Below are 21991 nucleotides of genomic sequence, written 5' to 3' on the forward strand. Positions count from 1 at the left end.
GTGATCCGGTTCCCACTTTTGTGCTCACTGCTCCAGAAGATCGCGCAAGGCTTTCTCCAGTGTGCGCAGGGCCAGCGGTTTGGGGAGCAGAACATCGCAATTCCCCTCCAGCGCGGCAAAGGCTTCGCGGTCCCGGCGGGCTTGTCCGGTGATCACCACCGTAAAGACGTGCGGATAGTCTTCGGCCATCCGTTCCAGCAATTCAAAGCCGTTGCCATCGGGCATGCGCAGATCGGTGATCACCACATCAAAGGCCGCTCCTTGCTCCAGTTGCGCCAGAGCGGCATGGCCGCCGCTGGCCTCGCTCACCTGATAGCCCAGCGTGCCGAGGGCCTGCGCCAGGCTGAGGCGGGTTGGCTGGTCATCATCAACGATCAGCACACGGCCCTTGGTCGACGCCTGCGCAAGCCCTGCCTGCGTCATGCCTGATGGTGTGGCCGGGGGCGGGGCAGAGGGCAGCGAGGCTCCGTGCGCCTGCGGCAAGGTGATGCTGAAACAAGCTCCGCCGGTCGGTGATGGCGCATAGTCCAGACTGCCGCCGGCGTCACGGATGATTTCCAGACTTATCGCCAGCCCCAGACCGCTGCCTTGGCCCGTCGGCTTGGTGGTGAAAAAGGGCTCGAAAATACGCGAGGCGATCGCCGGGGCAATGCCCGGACCATTGTCGCAAATGCGAAGCTGCCAGCGGTCATCCTGTAAACACAGGCTGGCCTGCACTTCACCGTGCTGGCCCTGATGATGTGAGACCGCATAGAGGGCATTGTTCAGCAGGTTGATCAGAACCTGTTCGATATGGCGGGCGTGCCCGTGGGCAAGGCACGGCGGGTCGGGGATGGTCAGCGTCAGGGTGACGCCCGCCCGCTGAAATCCCAGATACAGCACACTGGCTGCTTCGCGCAGGCTGCGGGCCAGATCGAAGCTGCGGTCAACCGGGGCTGCGGGCAGGGGGATTTGCCCTTCGCTCTGACGGCTGAAGGTCTGCATGAATTCCACCGTTTCAAACAGGCGGGCCGCTTGATCGGCGATGGTCTGAAAGCTGCGGGCAAAGTCATCAATCAGGGTTTCCGGCTGATCGGTCTTGCCCAGTTTCAGCAGGTTGCCCTCTGCTGTCAGGCGGATCACGTTCATCGGCTGGCTGATTTCATGCACCAGACTGGCCGACATGCGGCCCAGAACGGCCAGATTGGCCCCGTGCTGCAAGGCGGCCTGCATTGCTTTCAGATCGCTGAGGTCATGGATGACATGGGCCTCGCTATAGCCCATGCCATAGGGGGCCGGGCTGACCGAGGTGGTGCACAGGGCCGGAAAGGTGCTGCCATCGGCGCGGCGGGCGGTGACTTCCCGTTCAAAGCGTTCCCGGCCATCCTGACGGGGGGGCAGGGCGCACAGGTCATCCGGCCACAGGCCCAACTCTTCGAGATAGCGTCCTTCGGCCATTGCCCACGGCAATTGGAACAGCGTCTCGGCATAGCTGTTCATGTAAACGATGCGGCCATGGGTGTCCGTGGCAAGAATGGCGTTGCGCACCCGGTTGAGCAGCGATGCCTGAAAGGCGATGTGGTCCTGTTCCTGTCGGGCGAGGGTGGCATCATGGACCATGCACAGGAACGACAAGCCGGTGGCCGAGGGGGTGCCGGGTGGGGTGGCGGTGATGTCAATGATGGCCCAGAACGGCTTTTTGCCTTTGGCATGCAGCAGCCCCTCATAATGGGACGAGCCGTTCTGGCGGGCCTGTGTCAGCAGGCGAAAGGTCAGGGCGGTGGCCGGGCCGGTGTACAGGCGGCTGTGGTGGCACCCGATGATGTCGGCAGGGGCGAAGCCAAACAGCGTTTCGGCTGCCTTGTTCCAGCTCTGGACCCGACCACGGGAGTCCAGAGCGTAGAGGGCATGGTCGGGCACTCCGTCGAGCAGCAACGACAGGGAGTGGTCGTCGCGAGAGCGGGGCGTCCGGCGACGTTTACCGAACCGGAACGGCATCGCGGGCCAGGGTCAGTTCATCGACACGGGGGGTCATCTTGACTGCCTCCTTGCTGGCCCACAGGTTCATCTGGAAATACAGCGGGATTTGTCCCAGATCGTTGATGCCGTCGGCCATCGCTTTCTGGATCAGCCCCCGGCGCTTTTCGGCATCCAGCTCATGGTCGGCGGCAATGACCAGATCATCAAGACTTTTGTTGGAATAGCGGTTGTGGTTGGCCGTCCCCAGTCCCTTGTCGACATCACGGGTGGCGAGCAGGGCCTTGATCGAGTAACCGGCTTCGCCGGTATCGCTGCTCCAGCCGCGCAGGGTAAAGCTGAAATCGCGGTTTTTGTTACGGGGGAAAAATTCGCTGGCCGGCATGGTTTCGGCGGTGGTGGCAAGCCCCGCGCCGGTCAGCATCAGGGCGACCGAGCTGGCGACTTCGGCATCACGGACATAGCGGTTGTTCGGGCCGTGCAGGACGGTGGTAAAGCCCTTGGGGTAGCCTGCTTCGGCCAGCAGCGTGCGGGCGGCGGGCAGGTTGAACGGTTCGGGTTTCAGGGACGGGTTGGCGCCGTCCATGTCGTCGGGGATCAACTGCCCCGCCGGAACCGCCTGCCCATAGAGTAGTTCGTCAATGATGGCTTGCCGGTTGATCGCCTTGCTGATCGCCTGACGGACTTTTAACGACTGGAACGGGTTGGTCGGCAGCGGAGTGTTCTGGCGGTCGCGGGCGAACGGGGTTTGCGGGCGGTCAAAGTCAACCGACAGGTAAATCACCCGGTTGGAAACGGCCTTGGCGAGTTTCAGTTGCGGATTGCTTTCCAGCCGGTGGACATCGGCTGGCGGCACTGCATTGATCAGGTCAACCGTGCCGCTGATCAGGGCCGTCACGCGGTCGGCATCGTTGGGGATGAAGCGGATTTCCACCGTATCCCATGCCGGTTTTCCACCCCAGTAGTGCGGGTTGGCGGTCAGGGTCAGGGTGTGGCCGGGGCTCCCCTCGCTGTAGCGGTAGGGGCCGGTCCCGATCAGGGCCTTGCCGTTGTCAAAATCGGCGGTGGCGGTGTTCTGGACCTCGGCGGGGATGATCATCACCTGCGTCAGATAGACCGGCAGCAGGGGAAAGGGGCCGTTGGTGGTCAACTGGATGGTATAGGGATCGAGAACCTTGATCTCCTTGACCACTTCGGTATAGACGGTGAACGACGACGGGCCGTGGACCGTCGGCACCCGTGCCCAGGATGCCAGCACGTCATTGGCATCAAAGGTGCTGCCGTCGTGAAAGGTGACTCCCTTGCGCAGCTTGAATTCCCAGGTATCCGGGCCGGTCGCTTTCCATGATTCGGCAAGGCCGGGAACCGGATGCTGCCGTTCGTCCAGATCAACCAGCGTGTCGTAAATGTGATGGCTGATGGTCAGGTTCGGTGCCAGATTGTGGTGGTAAGGGTCCAGGCTGTCCGGGGTGGTGCTGAGCGCCATCACCAGTTGATGCGGTGCAGCATCTGCGGCGTGGGCAAGAGAATCTGCCCCGGCCAACAATGAAACCAGCAGAACCAGTTGATGCGGTGCAGCATCTGCGGCGTGGGCAAGAGAATCTGCCCCGGCCAACAATGAAACCAGCAGAGACGTTGCGCCGAACAGGTTTTTCACCTTGGTTTGGCCCATGAAAAATGATGGAGTCACAGCCTGATATCCCCTTTTCCTTGTCAGAGCAGGCGCCATGTCCCCGCACCTCTCTGTTCAACCGCGCACAAGTATAGCGATTTTTTCGCCGTTTCCTAGAGCATGCGGTGGAAAATCGGTAGTGTGCAAAGCAAAAAGAGGAATAGAGCATTGTGCGAAAAGTGGGCACCGGTTTTCGCAAAAACAATGCGGCACAACAAAAGGTTAGAGCAGCGTGCTTGCGTCCGATTTAACGCACGCGGCTCTAGCTTTTACGGTTTCCGTGACGTTTGTTGTGCTGGCAGCCGAAATGCCTGCGGAGGGCGGCCAAAGAGGCGAAGAAAGGACCGACGCATACGTTCCGTATCACCAAATCCGCTTTGTCGGGCGACCTGCTCGACGGACAGGCCGGTCGATCTTTCCAGCAGGGCGCGTGCGTGGTCAATCCTCAGGCGCTCGATGGCCTTTGCCGGGGTCATCCCGGTATCAAGACGGAAGGAACGGGCGAAGTTGCGTGGGCTCATGGCAACGTATCGCGCGAGGTCTTCGACGCTCAGGCGCTGGTCGAGGTGTTCACTCGCCCAACGGAGCAAATCCTGAAATTTTCCGCCGTTGCCTTCCAGTTCCATCAGAGGGGAAAACTGTGACTGTCCCCCCATCCGCCGATGAGGGACGACCAGATAGCGCGCGACAGTCCGCGATATGTCATCACCGCAATCTTCGGCAATCAGGGCCAGCGCCATGTCAATGCCGGCGGTGATCCCGGCAGATGTCCAGACCGAGCCGTCACGGACGAAAATCTGGTCGTATTCCAGTTTTACGGCCGGATAGCGGCGCTGAAAATCACCGTTACAGACCCAGTGTGTGGTGGCGCGACGCCCATCCAGCAGGCCGGCGGCTGCCAGAATATAGGCCCCCGAGCAAACACTGGCGATTCGCCGGGCATGTCTGGACGTTTCGCGGATCAGGTCCAGGGTCTGGTGATCGTTCAGGGCATTTTCGGTTCCTATGCCCCCGACAATGATCAGGGTGTCACAGATCAGCCCTGTCTCAAACCGTTCTACGGTCATCGTCGGTCCGGCAGACAGGCGGATCTGGTCAGAGCCGACCCCAATCATGCGGACCTTATAGGTATCTGCCACCAGTTGCCCGGCGATCTCGAAAGCGGCCGCAGGGCCTGCAATGTCCAGAATCTGGGCATCGTCGAAAACCAGCAGGGCGATATCACGGCGGATCATCGGGCGCTTGTCCGAAAAGCAGGGATTTTTGTCATTTCAGATACAGCGTAGTCAGGGCAGGGTGGCAGAGTCAATCGGGGGGAGGTCAATGTGCGCAAAACCTGTGCTGCAGGGATGATCTGCATCAGGTCTGTCCCCCAATGGTGGGGATGAGGGGTTTCATCTCCAGTTCTGTCCCATCCCGTGGAGTGCTGTGCCGGATCAGGCGCCAGCATCGGGGGATGGCTTGCCTGCTGCTGGCGATACTCCTTCAGGTCTTGATGCCGCTCGCCGGGGTGCCTGCGTCAGCCGGTGCCGCGATGACCGCGCCTGCGCTGGCTGGTACACTCGATCCCTCTTCCGTGTGTCTGACATCGGTCACGACTGTTCCGGGGCAACAGGCCCTGCCTGACGGGACAGGACATCGGGACGGCATGGTCTGTGGCTATAGCCACCTTTGCTGTCAGCCGCCATTATCCTTTGGCCAGATCAAGGTGCCGCCCCCGTGCAGTACGGGATGGCGTCTTGCGGCATCAGTCCCGCCGGTACCGCCCTGCACCTCTGCCCGTACACGGGCCTGTGCCCGCGCTCCTCCTGTCATTTCCTGACGTGATCTCCGGAGTTCTTCCGGCCTTGGACCAGTGTGCGTTACCCGTGGCGCATCCTGATCCGACTGTTTGATGTGTCGCAGTGATGTTGCGCAAAACCGGAACCGCTTTTGCGCTCGCTGCTTCAGGTCTTCACTCGACGTCATGACGCATCCGCCGTTGCTACGGCGGATGGGCGTCGTTGTCAGGAATTTCTCATGTCCCGCTTTGTTTCAGGCCTTGTGCTTGCCCTTGTGCTTGCCCCCTTGTGTCGTTCTGCCGGTGCCCAGACAGCCACCGGGGCATCGGAGGGGACATCCTCTCTGCCTTCCCCGGAAACCGTGGTAACGCTCCCCACGGTGGTGGTAACCGGACGTGTCGATGTAACCACCACCACGGCCGGAGACGTTGATGGCTACCGGGCTCTGACCGCCAAAAGTGCGACCCTGACGGATACTCCGTTACGGCAGATTCCGCAATCAATCGAGGTCATTCCCCGCAGTGTTCTGGATGATCAGGCCGTCACCTCCATCGGGGAGGCTCTTAAGAACGTCAGTGCCACGGTCGGACAGCCTGCCTTGCAGACGCCAGTCTATAATTCGAATTATATTAGGGGGTTTGCCGCCGAGCAGTATCTGGATGGCATGACCACCTATCTGGGCAGCGGCGATACCAATGCGATGGCCGATGTCGAGCGGATCGAAGTGTTGAAGGGGCCAAACGGCATCCTTTATGGCGGCGGCAGCGGTACGCCGTTGGGTGGGGTTGTCAATGTTGTGTCCCGCATGCCGACTGCCGACCGTTTTCTGGAGATTGGGGGGACCGTGGGCAGCAACGCCTATTATGCTCCCTACTTCGACATCAACCAGCCGCTGAGCAAGGATGGCACAATCCTGTTCCGCAGCACCGGAAGTTATGTGAAGTCCGGTTCGGATGTCGATGTCATTGACACCGATCGCTATTCATTCAATCCGACGCTCCTGCTGACCAACAAGGAGGGCACGACCCTGACAGTACAGGGGCGGACGTCCCGCTGGGAACAACAGGAATATCAAGGTTTGCCAGCAGTTGGCACTGTCACCGGATCGTTCAGGGTGAACCCGGACCTGTTTATCGGGACGCCCGATGTCCCGGACAGTTTCTCTGAAACCAATAGCCTGACGGCAACCCTGGATCATGCTCTGAACGATGTCTGGTCGAACAGTACCAAAGTCCGTTATGGCAAGAGTTCTTATAACCAGATATCGCAAATCATCATCAGCAATACGCCTGATGCGGGTGGGTCGTCGTGGAGCCTCTATAACCAGAATGTGGAAGAAGAGCGTGACGAGATTGCGGTGTCATCGCATTTTCTCGGGCAGTACACTTCTGGCCTTTTTGAATTCAAGCCCCTGTTCGGTGTTGATTACAGCCGATTGGCTGAAACCGCTGTCATGCATATGAGCGGCGCAGTGGGTACGGTTGATTTGCTGTCTCCCGCCTCGTGGCCAGCCTATACCGCGCCGTCGGGTGTCGCCATGACTGACGGCGATAATGTTTACAGCACATACGGGGCTTATGCCCAGCTTCAGTCAACGGTAGCTAACCGCGTGCATCTGCTTGCTGGTTTACGGTTGGCGCATCTGGAAATCGACCAGTATTCGCCAACCTATCTGCGTGGTGACAATACCAAAAAAACAAAACTGCTGCCGCGTGTGGGGGCGGTTTATGACCTGACGGATCAGTTTTCGCTGTTTGCCGATTACAGCGAAGGAATGAAGGGAAATCCTTTCTTCTTTTATTCTGGTGCCGCAGTACCCGAAATCTCCAGACAGTATGAGGGTGGGGTCAAGTTTGACGCCCGGAATGGGGTATCCGGGAGTGCGGCGCTGTTTCAGGTCAGCCGGTCACATGTCCCGGTCACTGATCCCGCCGATCCTTTCGGTTTGACCAGCCTCGCCATTGGTGAACAGCAGTCGCGCGGGTTTGATACCGAGCTGACATGGCAACCGGATGAGCACTGGAAACTGATGGCCAATTACGCCTATGTGGATGCGGAATTGACCAGGGATATTCCGGGGGGAGCCACGGCAGGCAGTAAGCTTGTCGGCATTCCGCGCCATTCCGGTGGTGTCTGGGGAGACTATGCCTTTGGGAGCGGGGCGCTGAAGGGCTGGAGCGCCGGGGCAGGTCTGCATGCCGCATCCGGGGCACCTTTGGACCTGAAGAATACCTATAAAACAGAGGGCTATGTGACGGCTGACGCGGCCATCCGTTATCAGGACGATGGTTTTTCCGCCAGTCTGAATGTCAAAAACATGACTGATGAACAGTACTATACCCCGTATCAGTATCTCGTCGGTGGCGTTGCTTCGGCACCCGGCCGTTCTGTTTTCCTGACGGTTTCCCAACGGTTTTAAAGTACTGGTCCGAGCATCAATGATGAAGCAGGGCTGGCGGTCAGATACCGTGTATCCGGCTTCCGACTGCCAGCCCGACAAGAGATCTTCAGGAGCCAAGGCCATGACCGACATGGACCGTCGTACCATAACCCTGCTGGCACTGCTGGCACCGTTTACCCCCCTCGCTTCAGGGCCAGTCATGGGGCAGGTGCCCGAGCATAAGTTACCTGACAATGGTGAAGAGATGAGCTCCGTACCCTGGATGGGGGACGAGCAGATTGCCATGCTGATCTATCCGGGAATGACCGTGATGGACCTGATCGGGCCACACTGCATGTTCTCTGCCTTGATGGGGGCCAAAATTGATCTGGTTGCTTCTTCGCTTGATCCTGTGACCAGCGATGCCGGGGTAACCCTCATCCCGACGGCCACCTTCCAGAGCTGTCCGCGTGATCTGACCATTTTATTCACCCCGGGAGGAACCGATGGCACGCTGGCAGCGGCCTCTGATTCCGAAACACTGGCCTTTCTGGCCGATCGAGGGGCGTGGGCGAAATACATCACCAGTGTTTGCTCTGGCTCTCTGCTTCTGGGGGCTGCGGGATTGCTCAAGGGATACAGGGCAACCTCTCACTGGTCCTGTCGGGATGCGTTGGCCGGGTTCGGAGCCATCCCGACCGATGCACGCGTGGTGCGCGATCGTAACCGGATTACCGGTGCAGGGGTCACCGCAGGGCTTGATTTCGGCCTGTCGATGGTCGCGGAACTTCGGGGACGGATTTATGCCGAATGCACCCAGTTGATGGGGGAGTATGATCCCCAGCCGCCATTCAATGCAGGCTCTTTGCGCACGGCCAGTGCTGATGTGCGAACTGCAATGGTTGAAATGGCGGCAGACTTTACCAGAAAAGCCGAGGCGCTGGCCGGCCTGCAGCAGAACTGAGCACGCTGTCCTGCTCAACGCACAACGCCCGCCCGGTTTCCCGGACGGGCGTTGCTCTGATCAGGCTTGTTGAAGGCCTTGTGGTACAGGCACCACTCCTTAGCAGGAGTAGTACATTTTGTACTCGATCGGGTGCGGGGTGTGTTCGTAGGCGTACACTTCTTCCCACTTCAGTTCGCAGTAGGCGTCGATGAACTCTTCGGTGAACACGTCGCCCTTCTTCAGGAAGTCGCTGTCGGCCTTGACGGCTTCCAGGGCTTCACGCAGCGAGGCGCAAACGGTCGGGACCTGAGCCAGTTCTTCGGCCGGCAGGTCGTACAGGTTCTTGTCCATCGGGTCGCCCGGGTGGATCTTGTTCTGGATACCGTCGAGGCCGGCCATCAGCATGGCGGTGAAGGCCAGGTAGGGGTTGGCGGTCGGGTCCGGGAAGCGGACTTCAACGCGCTTGCCCTTCGGCGAGGCAACGTACGGAATACGGCAGGACGCCGAACGGTTACGCGCCGAGTAAGCGAGCAGCACCGGGGCTTCGAAGCCCGGGATCAGACGCTTGTAGGAGTTGGTCGACGGGTTGGTGAAGGCGTTCAGGGCCTTGGCATGCTTGATGATACCGCCGATGTAGTACAGGGCGGTTTCAGACAGGTCAGCATAGCCCGAACCGGCGAACAGCGGCTTGCCGTCTTTCCAGATCGACTGGTGAACGTGCATGCCCGAACCGTTATCGCCAGCCAGCGGCTTCGGCATGAAGGTCGCGGTCTTGCCATAGGAGTGGGCAACCATGTGGACGCAGTACTTGTAGATCTGCATCCAGTCGGCGGCCTGGATCAGGGTGCCGAACTTGGACCCCAGTTCGTGCTGCGACGAGGCCACTTCGTGGTGATGCTTTTCCATGGGCAGGCCCATTTCCAGCATCACGGAGACCATTTCGGCGCGCAGGTCGGTGCCCGAGTCCACCGGCGGAACGGGGAAGTAGCCGCCCTTGATGCCCGGACGGTGAGCGAAGTTGCCTTCTTCAAAGGCCTTGTCGGTCACCCACGGAGCGTCTTCGGAGTCCAGCTCGAACGACACCTTGTTCATCGAGACGTTGTAGCGCACGTCGTCGAACACAAAGAATTCGGCTTCCGGGCCGAAGTAGGCGACGTCACCGATCCCGGCGCCGTCCATGTAGGTCAGGGCCTTCTTGGCGATCGAGCGCGGGTCGCGGTCATACGGCAGGCCGGTCGACGGTTCCACGATGTCGCAGAACAGGATCAGCTGCGGCTGGGCAGTGAACGGATCCATGACGGCGGTGGACAGATCCGGCATCAGGATCATGTCGGACTCGTTGATGGCCTTCCAGCCGGCGATCGACGAACCGTCGAACATGATGCCTTCGGTCAGCAGGTCTTCATCGACCGTGGACACGTGCTGGGCGGTGTGTTGCCACTTACCGCGCGGGTCGGTGAAACGGAAATCGACGTATTTCACGTCGTTTTCCTTGATCATCTCGAGAACTTTTTTGACGTCGGACATGATCCCTAATCCCGTCTGTGAGACTGAAAAATGTTATGCAACAACGCTGTGCCGGGGTAAGGGGCGCGCAGGCGGCGCACCCGGTGGCAAGCGTGACCGTGATCGAGGCGGTTGCACCGGAACAGCCCGGTGCCTCCATGGCCTACCCGAAACCGCGCTTTAGGGGAAGTCCCCTAATTTCAAACGGCGTCGATGCCGCGTTCGCCGGTACGGATGCGGACGGCTTCCTCGATGTGGGAGACAAAGATTTTGCCATCCCCGATCCGGCCCGTGTGGGCGGCCTGGGCAATGGCTTCGATGGCGCGTTCAACCAGGCCGTCGTCAACGACCAGCTCGATTTTCACTTTCGGCAGGAAATCGACGACATATTCGGCACCCCGGTACAGCTCGGTGTGGCCCTTCTGTCGCCCAAAGCCCTTGGCCTCGGTGACGGTGATGCCCTGAAGGCCGATTTCATGCAGGCCTTCTTTGACTTCATCAAGTTTGAACGGCTTGATGATCGCCTCGATCTTCTTCATGAGCCGAGTGTCTCTTCCCTTGTCTGACGTGGTCCGAGGGGGAGGGTAATCCTACCCGTTCGGTGTCCGCATCTGTCGTTGCCGTCATTTCCCTTATCACGCCGCGTGCCAACTGCGCAATATGGCGAAAATACCATAAAAAGAGCCGCTTTTCAGGCGGGTAGAAGTCGCAAAAAGGCAAGGGGCATGCCTATTTATAAAGCACCTTGCCTGTTTGTGAGGCACTAGAACGGACGTTTGTGCGGCAACACTTCCGGGGATGGCGGCCGCGTGCTAGTCATGCGACAAAATCTGTCTTTGCTCTGATTCGCGGAGGGCTACGGTGAAACCGGCCAACAGTGTTCTGTCGTCCTACGGGACCACCATTTTCGAAGTGATGAGCGGCCTTGCCCAGCAGTATGGCGCGGTCAATCTGGGGCAGGGCACCCCGGAAGGACTGGAGCCGCAGGACATCATCGACTGCGCCGCCCGTCACATGACCAGCGGCCCGCACCAGTACCCCAGCATGTTCGGGGTGCCCGAGCTGCGGCAGGCGATTGCGGCCCATGATCAGGCCTATTACGGGCTGGATCTCGACTGGCGCAGCGAAGTGATGATCACCTCGGGGGCGACCGAGGCGCTGGCCGACTGCCTGTTCGGGCTGATCGAGCCGGGTGACGAGGTGGTGCTGTTTGAACCGCTTTATGACAGCTATCTGCCGATCATCCGCCGGGCGGGGGGCATCCCGAAGCTGGTGCGCCTGGCGCCGCCGGAATGGGCGATCCCCGATCAGGAGCTGGCCGCCGCCTTTTCCGATCGGACCAAACTGGTGGTGATCAACACGCCAGCCAATCCATGCGCCAAGGTGTTCACCCGCGCCGAGCTGACCCGCATCGCCGAGCTGGCAACCGCCCATGATGCGATCGTGCTGTGCGATGAAGTCTATGAGCATCTGGTGTTTGACGGTCTGGAGCATGTGCCGGTGATGACCCTGCCGGGGATGCGCGAGCGGTGCGTGCGCATCGGATCGTTCGGCAAGGTGTTTTCGATCACCAACTGGAAGGTTGGCTATATCGTGGCGTCACCGCTGTTGATGCAGGCGATTGCCAAGACCCACCAGTTCATCACCTTCACCACCCCGGCAGCGACCCAGCAGGCGGTGGCGTGGGGGCTGCAAAACCGCGATGATTATGTGCGCGGGCTGGCGGCCCAGTTGAGCGTGCGCCGCGACCAGTTGTCGGCTGGGTTGGCCGGGCTGGGCTTCCGGCCTTTGGTGGCGCAGGGGACCTATTTCCTGTCGGCGGATTTTTCGGCCCTGTCGACTCTGCCCGACAGCGAGTTCTGCCAGTATCTGGTGCGCGAGGTCGGGGTGGCGACGGTGCCCATTTCGGCGTTCTACGTTGACCGCCCGGGTCTGGAGGTGCCGCGATCGACCATCCGTTTCTGCTTTGCCAAAACGCCGCAGGCGATTGATACCGCCTTGGAACGATTGGCAAAGCTGCGGGTGTGACCGTAACGGCGCCTGTTTTCTGGGGGTGCTGAAAATTTTTTACAGATTTGTTTTTTTCTGCTTGACGCACCCCCTCCAAAACTATAAAAACCGCTCCACGCCCTGCGGCGGGTATAGCTCAGTCGGTTAGAGCACCTGGTTGTGGTCCAGGGGGTCGTCGGTTCGAATCCGTCTACTCGCCCCATCTTCCCGCGAAAGCGGAGCCGCTCTTAGGTTACGGGAAATCACTTCGGTGATCTTCGTAAGACCAGAGACGGCAACAGACAAAACGCACTCCGGGAAATCGGGGTGCGTTTTTCTTTTTCCCTTTGGCGCAATTGCCGGAAGACCTGCACCCCAACTGCATGCCGGGGCACAGACGCTCTTCCGTCCCTCAGCTTCCCCGTGGCTTGGCCCGGCTGGTCGGCGGTGCCGTCAGCGGGTCATCCGGCCATGGGTGCTTGGGATAACGGCCTTTCAGGTCAGCCTTTACGGCCGGATAGCTGGAGCTCCAGAAGCCCGGCACATCGCGGGTGATCTGCACCGGGCGATGGGCCGGGGACAGCAGATGCACCACCAACGGCACCTTGCCTGCCGCCAGTGATGGATGCCGGGTGGTGCCGAACATCTGTTGCAGGCGCACAGCCAGCACCGGAACCTCGCCGGTGCTGTAATCCAGCGGGATGGCGTCACCGGTCGGCACCACGAAATGGGTCGGAGCCTCGCTGTTCAGCCGCTGTTGCTGGTCCCAGGTGACGGTGCTGTGCAACGCCTCCAGCAGCGGCAGCTTTCTCAGATGCTCCAGACGGCTCATGCCACTGAGATAAGGGGCCAGCCAGTGCTCCAGACTGTCCAGCAGGCCAGCGGGTGACAGGTCGGGCCAGCGGCTGTCGGGGCCTTCGGCGGTGCGCAGGAACTGGACACGGGCGCAGAATTGCTCACAGGCCTTGTTCCACGGCAGGACATGCAGGCCGGTCTGCCGGATGCCCTGCACCAGCCCTTCAGCCAGCCGCGACGGGTCGGGGGCGGGCAGGGGATCGTCTTTCAGAACCAGCGCCCCGAACCGCCGCTGACGGCGGGCCTGCACGGTCTGGTCGCGGTTGTTCCAGCCGATCACCTCGTCTTCGCTGATGCGGTTGCCGTACAGGGCTTCCACATCGGCCAGAGCGAGCGGGGCCGCAAGATAAATGCGGCCATTGGCCCCGCCGCCATCCAGATCGGCCACCGTCAACACCTCTTCCCGCAGCAACGGGTCATCATCGGCCAGCACTGCCCCGCGCCCACCGGACAAAACATAGGTGCCGCTGGCCCGCCGTCGGCCAATCCGGTCAGGATAGGCCAGCGCCAGCAGGCGGCCACAGTCTTCAACGCTGGCTGACCGGTCAGGGGGGCTCTGGCCGGTCATTCGCCGCCAGTCTTTGGCCAGACGGCGCACCCGCTCAAGGGCTCCCCGATCAACGTCACCGGCATGGTCGCGCGGCTCGTGGTGCAGCAGGCGCAGCCGGTGGCGCAGGTCGGTATCGCGGCGGCTGCGCAGAATGTCGCGTTCGGTCAACAGGGCCGCCAGTTCACAGACAAGGCTGCCTGCGCCAACCGCTGACCCGGCGGCCAGCATCATGTGGGCCAGACGCGGATGGACCGGCAGGCGGGCCATCTCTTTGCCGTGATCGCTGATCCGTCCGTGACCATCCAGTGCCCCCAGCGCGGTCAGCAGGTCACGCCCCTGCGCCATTGCCCCGGCGGGCGGTGCATCCAGCCACGGCAGGCTGTCAGCCTCGGCCCCCCACGCTGCCAGATCCAGCGCCAGCGGGGCAAGGTCGGCTTCGAGGATTTCCGGCGGCGGGAACGGCAGCAGGGCGCGGTCTTCGGCGTCGCTCCACAGACGGTAACAGACCCCCGGCTCGCGCCGCCCCGCCCGGCCCCGCCGCTGGTCGGCTTCGGCGCGGGTGACGCGGGTGGTCACCAATCGGCTCATGCCGCTGTTGGGGTCAAAGCGCAGCCGTCGCGCCTGTCCGGCGTCGATCACCACCCGCACGCCGTCAATGGTCAGCGATGTTTCAGCGATGGCAGTGGCCAGGACCACTTTCCGCGTGCCGGCGCTGGCTGGACGAATGGCCGCGTCCTGGGCGGCGGGCGGCAGGGCACCATAAAGGGGCAGAACCGCCACATCCGGCGGCAGGCCGTTCAGCGCCGCCTGCACCCGGCGGATTTCGCGTTCTCCCGGCAAAAACACCAGCACCGAGCCACTATCCTGCACCAACGCCTGTTGCACTACCTCGGCCACCCTGCTTTCAAGGCGGGGCGGTCCGCTGCGCTGGATAGCGGGGGCGGCAACAAAGCGGGTTTCAACCGGGAACATCCGGCCTTCGCTGGTGATCAGCGGAGCATCCCCCAGCAGGGCCGCCACCGGCGCGCCGTCGAGGGTGGCCGACATCACCAGCAGGCGCAGATCATCGCGCAGGGCCGTCTGCACCTCAAGGCACAGGGCCAGCCCCAGATCGGCATTCAACGAGCGTTCGTGAAATTCGTCAAAGATCACCAGCCCGACCCCGGCCAGTTCGGGATCGTGTTGCAGGCGGCGGGTGAGGATGCCTTCGGTGACCACCTCGATACGGGTGGCGGCGGAAACTTTTGCCTCTTGCCGGACGCGATAGCCGACCGTCTGGCCGACCGTCTCGCCCAGCAGGGCAGCCATGCGTTCGGCGCTGGCGCGGGCGGCGAGGCGGCGCGGCTCCAGCATGATGATTTTCTGCCCGGCCAGCCACGGCGCATCCAGCAGGGCCAGCGGGACGGTGGTGGTCTTCCCGGCCCCCGGAGGTGCCTGCAAAACTGCGGAAAATCCCGAGCCAAGGGCATCGCGCACGGTCGGCAGGACTTCGGCAATCGGCAGGTCGGTGGTAAAGGGCAGAGTGCGCTCGCTCATGGGACTCCGGGGGGCAAATAATCAGGATGCGGGGCTTGGGGGATGGCGCAGCATCGGCTATGGTGCGCCCCATCGTCTGCCAGCTTTCCCCGTCCGGCGCAACTGTCGCTGCGGCCCGGCTGTCGGCTCTTTCAAACGCTCGCGCTTTGGGATACCGTCCGCACCATGACTGACACATCCATTCCGTCCCTTTTGTACCGGCTGGTTCACGCTGCCGACTGGCAGGCGGCTGCCGGTGCTGGCGCCTATCGTGGCGCGGCCCATGATCTGGCCGATGGCTTTGTCCATATGTCGACGGCTGAACAAGTGCCCGGAACTGCCGCGCGCTATTATCAGGGGCTGCCGGATATCCTGCTGCTGACCCTCGACAGTGCCCGGCTGCACGGCGAGGTGAAAATGGAACCGTCCACCGGCGGCAAGCTGTACCCGCATCTGTACGGTGACATCCCGCTGGAAGCGGTGCTGGCTGTCGAACCGTTGAAGCTTGATTCCGAGGGGCAGTTGGTCGTCCCCTATCTGCGCGGAGTGTGAAACCGTGGTTTTTGATCCCTACCGCGTCGCCGGTCCCCTGTTGCGCAGGATGGATGCGGAGACCGCCCACCGGCTGGCCATCAAGGCGCTGAAGGCCGGTCTGGCCGGTCGGCAGTCCACCGCCGATGATCCGCGTCTGGCGGTGTCCCTGTGGGACCGCCGCTTTACCAACCCGGTCGGTCTGGCTGCCGGTTTTGACAAGAATGCCGAAGCCCCCGATGCCCTGCTGGGGCTGGGGTTCGGCTTTGTCGAAATTGGCGGGGTGACGCCGCGTCCACAGCCGGGCAACCCGCGTCCGCGCGTGTTCCGTCTGCCGGACAACGGGGCGGTGATCAACCGGATGGGCTTTAACAATGACGGTCTGGAGGTGGTGCGCGAGCGTCTGCGCCGCCGTCGCCGTCATCCGACCGGCCTGCTGGCGGTCAATCTGGGCAAGAACAAGGACACCGAAGATGCCGCCAGCGACTATGAAAAGGGCGCGGCGGCCTTTGGTGAGCTGGCCGATTTTCTGGTGATCAACGTCTCCAGCCCCAACACGCCGGGCCTGCGTGCCTTGCAGGGCCGCGAGCCGCTGATCGAAATCATCCGCCGCACCCAGGCGCCGCTGAAGACCCTGAGCCGCCGACCGCCGCTGTTGCTGAAAATCGCCCCCGACCTGACCGAAGCCGACGAGGCCGACATTGCCGAGGTGGCGGTCAGCGAACAGCTTGACGGGCTGATTGTCTCCAACACCACCCTGGCCCGGCCCGACAGCTTGCGCGGCGATGCCAAAGGCGAAACCGGCGGCCTGTCCGGCAAGCCGCTGTTCGGCCCGTCCACCGCCCTGCTGGGGCGGATGTATCAGCGGACGGACGGCAAGATTCCGTTGGTCGGGGTCGGTGGTATTGCCTCCGGGGCCGATGCCTATGCCAAAATCCGCGCCGGGGCTTCGCTGGTGCAGTTGTACACCGCGCTGATCTATCAGGGTCCGTCGCTGGTGCAGACCCTGAAACGTGACCTGCTGGCCTGTCTGGAACGGGACGGCTTTTCTTCTGTATCCGAGGCCGTGGGGGCCGATTTCCGATGATTACCAAACTTCGCCCGCATCGTTTGGGGGCCGATGGCCTGCCGGTTGACGAATGGGGGATGCCGCATGTGTCGGTGCCGCGCCTGCTGCCCGGTGTGCGGGCGGCGGCGTTTCAGTACGATACCTTTATCCTCGACCTGTGGGGGGTGATCCACGACGGTGCGCAAGCCTTCCCGCATTCACGGGAAACGCTGCGTCGGCTGAAGGATGCCGGCTGCAAGACCATGCTGTTGTCCAATGCGCCGCGCCGGGCGCATGTGCTGATTGCCCAGATGGATGGCTTCGGGATCGAGCGTGATCTCTATGGCGAGGTGATGTCGTCGGGCGAAGCGGTGCGGCAGGCGATGCTCGACCGCACCGATCCGTTCTTTGCCGCGCTGGGCAGCGTCTGTTATCACCTCGGCCCCGAACGCGACCGGTCGATCTTTGAAGACGTGCCGGTGACCATTACCGACCGTCTGGACGAGGCCGAGTTCATCGTCAACACCGGGCCGGTGGATTTTGCCGATGACGTTGGCACCTATGAGTCGGTGCTGGCCGCCGGGGTGGCCCGTGACCTGCCGATGGTGTGCGCCAACCCCGACCGGGTGGTGATCCGGCTGGGCCAGCGCATCATCTGCGCCGGGGCTCTAGCGGACCGCTATGCCGAGCTGGGCGGGCGGGTTGCCATGCGCGGCAAGCCGGATGCGGCTGTTTACGAGCTGTGCCTGAAGGTGCTGGGCAGTCACCCCTATCGCACGGCGGTGGTGGGTGATGCGCTGGAAACCGACATGCGCGGTGCGGCCAACGCCGGTCTGTCGGGCATCTGGGTTACTGGTGGCATCCATGCAAAGGAAGTGGATGGCGCCTATGGCAAGCCAGGCGACCCGGCGATGATGGCCGAGCTGTGCCGCCGCCATGATCTGGCCCCGACGGCGGCGCTGTCGGGCTTTATCTGGTAACCAGCGGTCCCATCAGGCTTTTCTGATCTACCCCCCCTGCTGCAATTGGATGTTTTCCAGTCGCTCGCAGGGGGGTATCTTTTTGGATATGGTACCCGAAGAGACAAGAAGGACGCAGAGATGCTGGAGTGGATGGGATTCAGTGATGCGGTGGCGGTCGGCTGGTTCCTGTTTCTGTGGGTTGGCTATACGTGGTATGCCGATCTCAGTTCGGCCCATGCCCGCAGCATCGGTGCGGCGATGAACCTGCGGCGTCATGCCTGGATGATGCAATCCTTGCGACGCGATGGCCGTATCGTGGACAGCAATATTCTGGGAAACCTGCTGACCGGGGTCGGTTTCTTCGCTTCGACGACCATTTTTGTTCTGGGTGGCCTGATTGCCATGCTGGGGGTGGCCGAACAGGGGGCCGAAGCCTTGTCCCACCTGCCGCTGACCCAACCGACGCAGGCAACCGCGTGGGAGGTCAAGGTCGTTTGCCTGCTGGTGATTTTCATCTATGCGTTCTTTAAATTTGCCTGGGCGTTCCGGCTGGCCAATTATTGTTCAATTACAGTTGGAACCATGCCGCCTGCGGCTGAGCACGACACCCCGGCCGCAATCAAGGCTGCCAATGCCGCTGCCCGGTTGACCAGTTTGTCCGGTCATCACTTTAACCGGGGTCTTAGAGCTTACTTTTTTGCCTTGGCAGCGTTAGGATGGCTGGTCAACCCGTGGCTGTTTGCCGTGATGACGCTGGGCGTGGTCATCGTACTTTATCGCCGGGAATTTCGTTCGCATGCCCTTCGTGCCTTGCACGAGAACGCCTGATCGTGCCCTGCACGAGAACGCCTTACCCTGAGCTGACCCCTGACCCGGGTGGCTTTGTACGTCGGATACCAAAAAAACTGCACCTGTTGTCCTTTAGAACCAGTGAGTTTCTTGGAATATACAGGCAAAATACCCAACTATTCAGCAAAGCCTGCTTTCACGCAGGGTCGCAATGTGGTTTTCAGGATGTCTTGGACGGAAAAAGCATGAGCAAATCCGCGCCTCCCGTATCCGCGTCTCTGGACGCTCACCAGTTGGCAGGTATCCTGCTGACCATGATTGACGAGGTGCGGAGCACCATTACCGGGGCCGTCTCGCAGTCATTGGGTGAAACCATTGGTCAGCAGGTGCAAACTCTGGTCAATGATCAACTGCGCACGATCATTGCAGAGGAAGTTCGCTCTGCCGTTCGTGAAGCGCTGAGCGAAGCTCCTCTGCAACAGGCTGCGCCGATGGCCGCAATGTCAGAGGTGGTGCGCGACGCCAACACCGGTGCGCCGCCCGAAGCCCTGCAGGCGATGGCTCAGGAAGCTGCCTATCAGATGGCGCAGGAAATGGCCGAGCAGCTTGGGCCCTACATGGTGAAAAACGTTGCCCATGAAGTCACCGCGCAACTGGCTCCCCTGCTGAGTGGCGGTGATGGCGCGGTGAAGGAGGCGGTAACAGAGGCGGCAAAGGAGGGCTCGGGCGATTACATGGACCTGATCCATCTCGAGCTGATCGAGCTGCTGGACCGCATCCATGCCACCAAGTCCGAAGTGGCGTCGTTGCGTCCGTCAATGGGGGCCACCGACCAGATCACCGCCGCCACCATGGAGCTGGAGGCCGTCATTCAGGCCACCGAACAGGCAACCTCCGATATTCTGGAAGCGGCCGAAGACCTGCAAACCACCGTCGAACGCCTGCGCTCGCCCGAGTTGAAGATGTCCGAAATTCTCGGGATTGCCGAGCATCTGGAAGACTCGGCCACCAACATCCTGATGACCTGTTCGTTCCAGGATCTGACCGGCCAGCGGATCACCGCCGCCGTCAATACCCTGCTGTACGTCGAAGAAAGCCTGACCCGTATCGTCGAACTGTGGGGCATTACCCAGGGAACGGCGGACTCGAACCTGATGCGCAATGCGCCGGACGATGACCGCCCGGACAAGGACCTGCTGAACGGCCCGCAGATGGATGGTGCCGGCGTGTCGCAGGACGATATCGACAAGCTGTTCGGCTAACAAGACATCCCCGGCCCGCACAGGCGGGAACCGGTTTTGCGCATCATCACTGGGGCAGATCAAAAGGTTAGACCAGTGTGCCTGCGCCAGACCATGGTACACGACAGTTGAAGAAGAATGGCGGACTGCCGTCCGCACCTGCCCGGGGGGCGATGCCCCCGGACCCCCGTTTTTTCTTTTATGATCAAAGAAATGGGGGGCGGAGCCTCAAGGCCCTGGCGAGGTTTGGAGCAGCGCTCCATGATCTTTTTGTTTTTTGTCGTGTACCGTGACGTCACATTTAACGCACACTGGTCCAGGGCGTGCGGGGACACAGCAGGGGCGCAAGGGATGGATGCCTATGGCATATCGGTGATTGTGCGGGGAACTGGCGAATACGGCTCGGCCATTGCGCGCGAGTTGTTTCTGGCCGGGAATGCGGTGGTATTGCAACAAAGCACACCGCCTGCTGAAATCCGTCGTCTCCGTTGCTTTAGTGATGCCTGGTTCTGTTCTCCCGGACCTTTTGCGATGGCCAGCCTGAGCGGTGCCCAGCTGGAGGGCGTCTTTGCCCGTCGGGTGGACAGCCCGGCGACCCTGACCGCCTGTCTGGGACGGCGCGAGGCCATTCCGCTGGCCGCCATGCCGCTGGAGCATGTGATCAGTGCCTGGCCATGGGCTGTTCTGGTTGATGCCCGGATGCTGAGGGCACCGGCAAAGCCTCAACGCCATCTTGCGGGGCTGACCATCGGGTTGGGGGGCGGCTTTCTGGGGGGCGAAACGGTTGATCTGGTGATTGGCTGTGACGATCAGAACCCCGGCGCGTTCGTTCCCACCGGTCACTGTCTGCCATTCCCGCAAGAAGAAAGTGGTCCCCTGCGCACGGTGTGCCGGGCGCCGCATGATGGCATCTTTCACACGGCGGCGCGGATTGGTGATCGGGTGTCACCGGGCGAAACGATCGGTTGGGTGGGGGCCAGCGAAATCCGTATCCCCGACCATGCGCCGCAGAACAGCCTGATCCGTGGCTTGCCCCGTGACGGGGCAACGGTGCGGGATAGTGACGAAATTCTGGATCTGGCTCCACCGGGGAGTCGGGTCAGTGGGGTCAGCGTCAAGGCGCGGACCATCACCCGGGCGGTGATGCTGGCGATTGCCTCGGATGGCGAGCCGATCCACGATTTCCTGTTGCGTCATTGGCGCTGAGCGGGTTGGGGGCGCTGAGCGGGCTGGGGGCGCTGAACGGGTTGGGCGTACTTTCTGGCTCCGGCGACGCAGGCCACGGCGGCGAGCGTCGCCAGCAGCATGGTGCTGCTGACCGTTTCGTGCAGCAGCAGCGCGGCCAGCGCCAGCGCCATGAAGGGTTGGGTCAATTGTAATTGCCCGACAGCGGCGATACCACCCTGTGCCAGCCCGCGATACCAGAACATGAACCCGATCAACATGCTGAACAGCGAGACATAGGCCAGCCCGAGCCATGCCGTGGGGCTGATATGGCTGAACGAGGCTGGCTGGGTCAGCAGCGCCAGTGGTAACATGACCGGCAAGGCCACCAGCAGCGACCAGCAGATGACCTGCCAGCCTCCCAGGGTCCGCGACAGGCGCGCGCCTTCAGCATAGCCGAGGCCGCACACAAGGATTGCCGCCAGCATCAGCGCATCGCCGGCCAGCGATGCCTCGGCGTTTCCACTCAGCGCATAGCCTGCGACACAGGTCGCGCCCAGAACCGAAAACAGCCAGAACAGGGGCTGGGGCCGTTCCCCGCCACGCAGAACGGCGAAAATCGCCGTACACAGGGGCAACAGACCGATAAACACAATCGAATGGGCGGAGCTGATCTGCTGCAAGGCCAGTGCGGTCAACAGCGGGAAACCGACCACCACCCCCAACGCTCCCAGTGCCAGAGACGGCACATCGGCAGCCCGTGGGCGAGGCTGACGCCGCAGCAGCAACAGGGCGCACCCCAGCAGCGCCGCAATCGAGGCACGGGCGCAGGTCAGAAATGTGGGATCAAAATCGATCACTGCCACCCGCGTTGCAGGCAGTGACCCGGCAAAAATCGCCACCCCCAAAAATCCGTTGATCCAGCCGCTAGACCAGCGTGCGTTAAACCTGACGCAGGCACGCTGGTCTAACCTTTTGTTCTGTCGCATTGTTTTTGCGAAAACCGGTTCCCGTTTTTCGCACAATGCTCTGGTCGTTTTGTCCATGGTCGGGGCCTTTTGCCTTCTGTGGTCTTCTTGTGAGGGAGACTGTCGGGGACAGACAGA

The 21991-nt window shown here is 61.7% G+C and carries 16 protein-coding genes and 1 tRNA gene; 10 read left to right on the forward strand and 7 right to left on the reverse strand.

Going from position 1 to position 21991, the window contains the following annotated elements:
- Positions 1-24 precede the first annotated feature (24 nt).
- From BW995_RS00875 to BW995_RS00885, 3 genes are all read right to left on the reverse strand, one after another.
- On the reverse strand, positions 25-1977 hold the full coding sequence (locus tag BW995_RS00875) for an ATP-binding protein (RefSeq protein ID WP_076398108.1): 1953 nt from the start codon (positions 1975-1977) through the stop codon (positions 25-27).
- Positions 1958-3646 (reverse strand): ABC transporter substrate-binding protein, encoded by a 1689-nt coding sequence (locus BW995_RS00880; RefSeq protein WP_175616946.1) that lies wholly within the window; start codon positions 3644-3646, stop codon positions 1958-1960. The genes BW995_RS00875 and BW995_RS00880 overlap by 20 nt, the downstream gene beginning before the upstream one ends.
- A gap of 251 nt (positions 3647-3897) precedes the next feature.
- Positions 3898-4863: a GlxA family transcriptional regulator gene (locus BW995_RS00885; RefSeq protein ID WP_175616947.1), complete on the reverse strand. Its 966-nt coding sequence runs from the start codon at positions 4861-4863 to the stop codon at positions 3898-3900.
- A gap of 784 nt (positions 4864-5647) precedes the next feature.
- Between BW995_RS00885 and BW995_RS00890 the strand changes: the two genes are divergently transcribed.
- Complete coding sequence (locus tag BW995_RS00890; RefSeq protein WP_076398110.1) at positions 5648-7828, forward strand: TonB-dependent siderophore receptor; 2181 nt, start codon at positions 5648-5650, stop codon at positions 7826-7828.
- Between the two features lie 19 nt (positions 7829-7847).
- Positions 7848-8753 carry a DJ-1/PfpI family protein gene (locus BW995_RS00895; RefSeq protein WP_217696032.1) on the forward strand — a complete coding sequence of 302 codons (906 nt, stop codon included), beginning with the start codon at positions 7848-7850 and terminating at the stop codon, positions 8751-8753.
- A gap of 99 nt (positions 8754-8852) precedes the next feature.
- Here the strand turns inward: BW995_RS00895 and glnA are convergent, their stop codons facing one another.
- Together glnA and BW995_RS00905 are read right to left on the reverse strand one after the other, a co-directional pair.
- A complete protein-coding gene (gene glnA / locus BW995_RS00900; RefSeq protein WP_076398114.1) occupies positions 8853-10262 on the reverse strand; it encodes a type I glutamate--ammonia ligase in 1410 nt (469 codons plus the stop codon).
- Positions 10263-10441: 179 nt separating this feature from the next.
- A complete protein-coding gene (locus BW995_RS00905; RefSeq protein ID WP_076398115.1) occupies positions 10442-10780 on the reverse strand; it encodes a P-II family nitrogen regulator in 339 nt (112 codons plus the stop codon).
- 322 nt (positions 10781-11102) lie between these two features.
- Between BW995_RS00905 and BW995_RS00910 the strand changes: the two genes are divergently transcribed.
- Positions 11103-12269, forward strand: a complete 1167-nt coding sequence (locus BW995_RS00910; RefSeq protein ID WP_076398117.1) for an aminotransferase — start codon at positions 11103-11105, stop codon at positions 12267-12269.
- A gap of 107 nt (positions 12270-12376) precedes the next feature.
- Positions 12377-12453, forward strand: a tRNA-His gene (locus BW995_RS00915).
- A 189-nt stretch (positions 12454-12642) separates the two neighbouring features.
- Here the strand turns inward: BW995_RS00915 and hrpB are convergent.
- Complete coding sequence (gene hrpB / locus BW995_RS00920) at positions 12643-15171, reverse strand: ATP-dependent helicase HrpB (protein ID WP_076398118.1); 2529 nt, start codon at positions 15169-15171, stop codon at positions 12643-12645.
- 165 nt (positions 15172-15336) lie between these two features.
- Here hrpB and BW995_RS00925 point away from each other — a divergent pair, with 165 nt between their 5' ends.
- From BW995_RS00925 to BW995_RS00950, 6 genes are all read left to right on the forward strand, one after another.
- On the forward strand, positions 15337-15702 hold the full coding sequence (locus BW995_RS00925) for a DUF952 domain-containing protein (RefSeq protein ID WP_076398869.1): 366 nt from the start codon (positions 15337-15339) through the stop codon (positions 15700-15702).
- Between the two features lie 4 nt (positions 15703-15706).
- On the forward strand, positions 15707-16768 hold the full coding sequence (locus BW995_RS00930; protein WP_281251111.1) for a quinone-dependent dihydroorotate dehydrogenase: 1062 nt from the start codon (positions 15707-15709) through the stop codon (positions 16766-16768).
- A complete protein-coding gene (locus BW995_RS00935; protein ID WP_245821194.1) occupies positions 16765-17709 on the forward strand; it encodes a TIGR01459 family HAD-type hydrolase in 945 nt (314 codons plus the stop codon). Before BW995_RS00930 ends, BW995_RS00935 begins: the two co-directional genes overlap by 4 nt.
- Positions 17710-17829: 120 nt before the next feature.
- Positions 17830-18519 carry a DUF599 domain-containing protein gene (locus BW995_RS00940; protein ID WP_084194475.1) on the forward strand — a complete coding sequence of 230 codons (690 nt, stop codon included), beginning with the start codon at positions 17830-17832 and terminating at the stop codon, positions 18517-18519.
- A 206-nt stretch (positions 18520-18725) separates the two neighbouring features.
- Positions 18726-19742: a protein phosphatase CheZ gene (locus BW995_RS20200; RefSeq protein ID WP_175616948.1), complete on the forward strand. Its 1017-nt coding sequence runs from the start codon at positions 18726-18728 to the stop codon at positions 19740-19742.
- A 330-nt stretch (positions 19743-20072) separates the two neighbouring features.
- Positions 20073-20927, forward strand: a complete 855-nt coding sequence (locus BW995_RS00950; RefSeq protein ID WP_076398119.1) for a hypothetical protein — start codon at positions 20073-20075, stop codon at positions 20925-20927.
- Here the strand turns inward: BW995_RS00950 and BW995_RS00955 are convergent.
- Complete coding sequence (locus BW995_RS00955; protein ID WP_076398874.1) at positions 20915-21874, reverse strand: DMT family transporter; 960 nt, start codon at positions 21872-21874, stop codon at positions 20915-20917. The two genes, BW995_RS00950 and BW995_RS00955, sit on opposite strands and share 13 nt — an antisense overlap.
- Positions 21875-21991 lie beyond the last annotated feature (117 nt).

Source organism: Insolitispirillum peregrinum (genome assembly GCF_900156605.1).
In the GTDB taxonomy this organism is placed as follows: Bacteria; Pseudomonadota; Alphaproteobacteria; order Rhodospirillales; family Rhodospirillaceae; genus Insolitispirillum; species Insolitispirillum peregrinum.

Coding starts and splice junctions, on each gene's coding strand:
- BW995_RS00875 (WP_076398108.1), bottom strand. CDS start 1,977: ATGCCGTTCCGGTTCGGTAAACGTCGCCGGACGCCCCGCTCTCGCGAC.
- BW995_RS00885 (WP_175616947.1), bottom strand. CDS start 4,863: ATGATCCGCCGTGATATCGCCCTGCTGGTTTTCGACGATGCCCAGATT.
- BW995_RS00890 (WP_076398110.1), top strand. CDS start 5,648: ATGTCCCGCTTTGTTTCAGGCCTTGTGCTTGCCCTTGTGCTTGCCCCC.
- BW995_RS00895 (WP_217696032.1), top strand. CDS start 7,848: ATGATGAAGCAGGGCTGGCGGTCAGATACCGTGTATCCGGCTTCCGAC.
- glnA (WP_076398114.1), bottom strand. CDS start 10,262: ATGTCCGACGTCAAAAAAGTTCTCGAGATGATCAAGGAAAACGACGTG.
- BW995_RS00905 (WP_076398115.1), bottom strand. CDS start 10,780: ATGAAGAAGATCGAGGCGATCATCAAGCCGTTCAAACTTGATGAAGTC.
- hrpB (WP_076398118.1), bottom strand. CDS start 15,171: ATGAGCGAGCGCACTCTGCCCTTTACCACCGACCTGCCGATTGCCGAA.
- BW995_RS00925 (WP_076398869.1), top strand. CDS start 15,337: ATGACTGACACATCCATTCCGTCCCTTTTGTACCGGCTGGTTCACGCT.
- BW995_RS00935 (WP_245821194.1), top strand. CDS start 16,765: ATGATTACCAAACTTCGCCCGCATCGTTTGGGGGCCGATGGCCTGCCG.
- BW995_RS00940 (WP_084194475.1), top strand. CDS start 17,830: ATGCTGGAGTGGATGGGATTCAGTGATGCGGTGGCGGTCGGCTGGTTC.
- BW995_RS20200 (WP_175616948.1), top strand. CDS start 18,726: ATGAGCAAATCCGCGCCTCCCGTATCCGCGTCTCTGGACGCTCACCAG.
- BW995_RS00950 (WP_076398119.1), top strand. CDS start 20,073: ATGGATGCCTATGGCATATCGGTGATTGTGCGGGGAACTGGCGAATAC.
- BW995_RS00955 (WP_076398874.1), bottom strand. CDS start 21,874: ATGCGACAGAACAAAAGGTTAGACCAGCGTGCCTGCGTCAGGTTTAAC.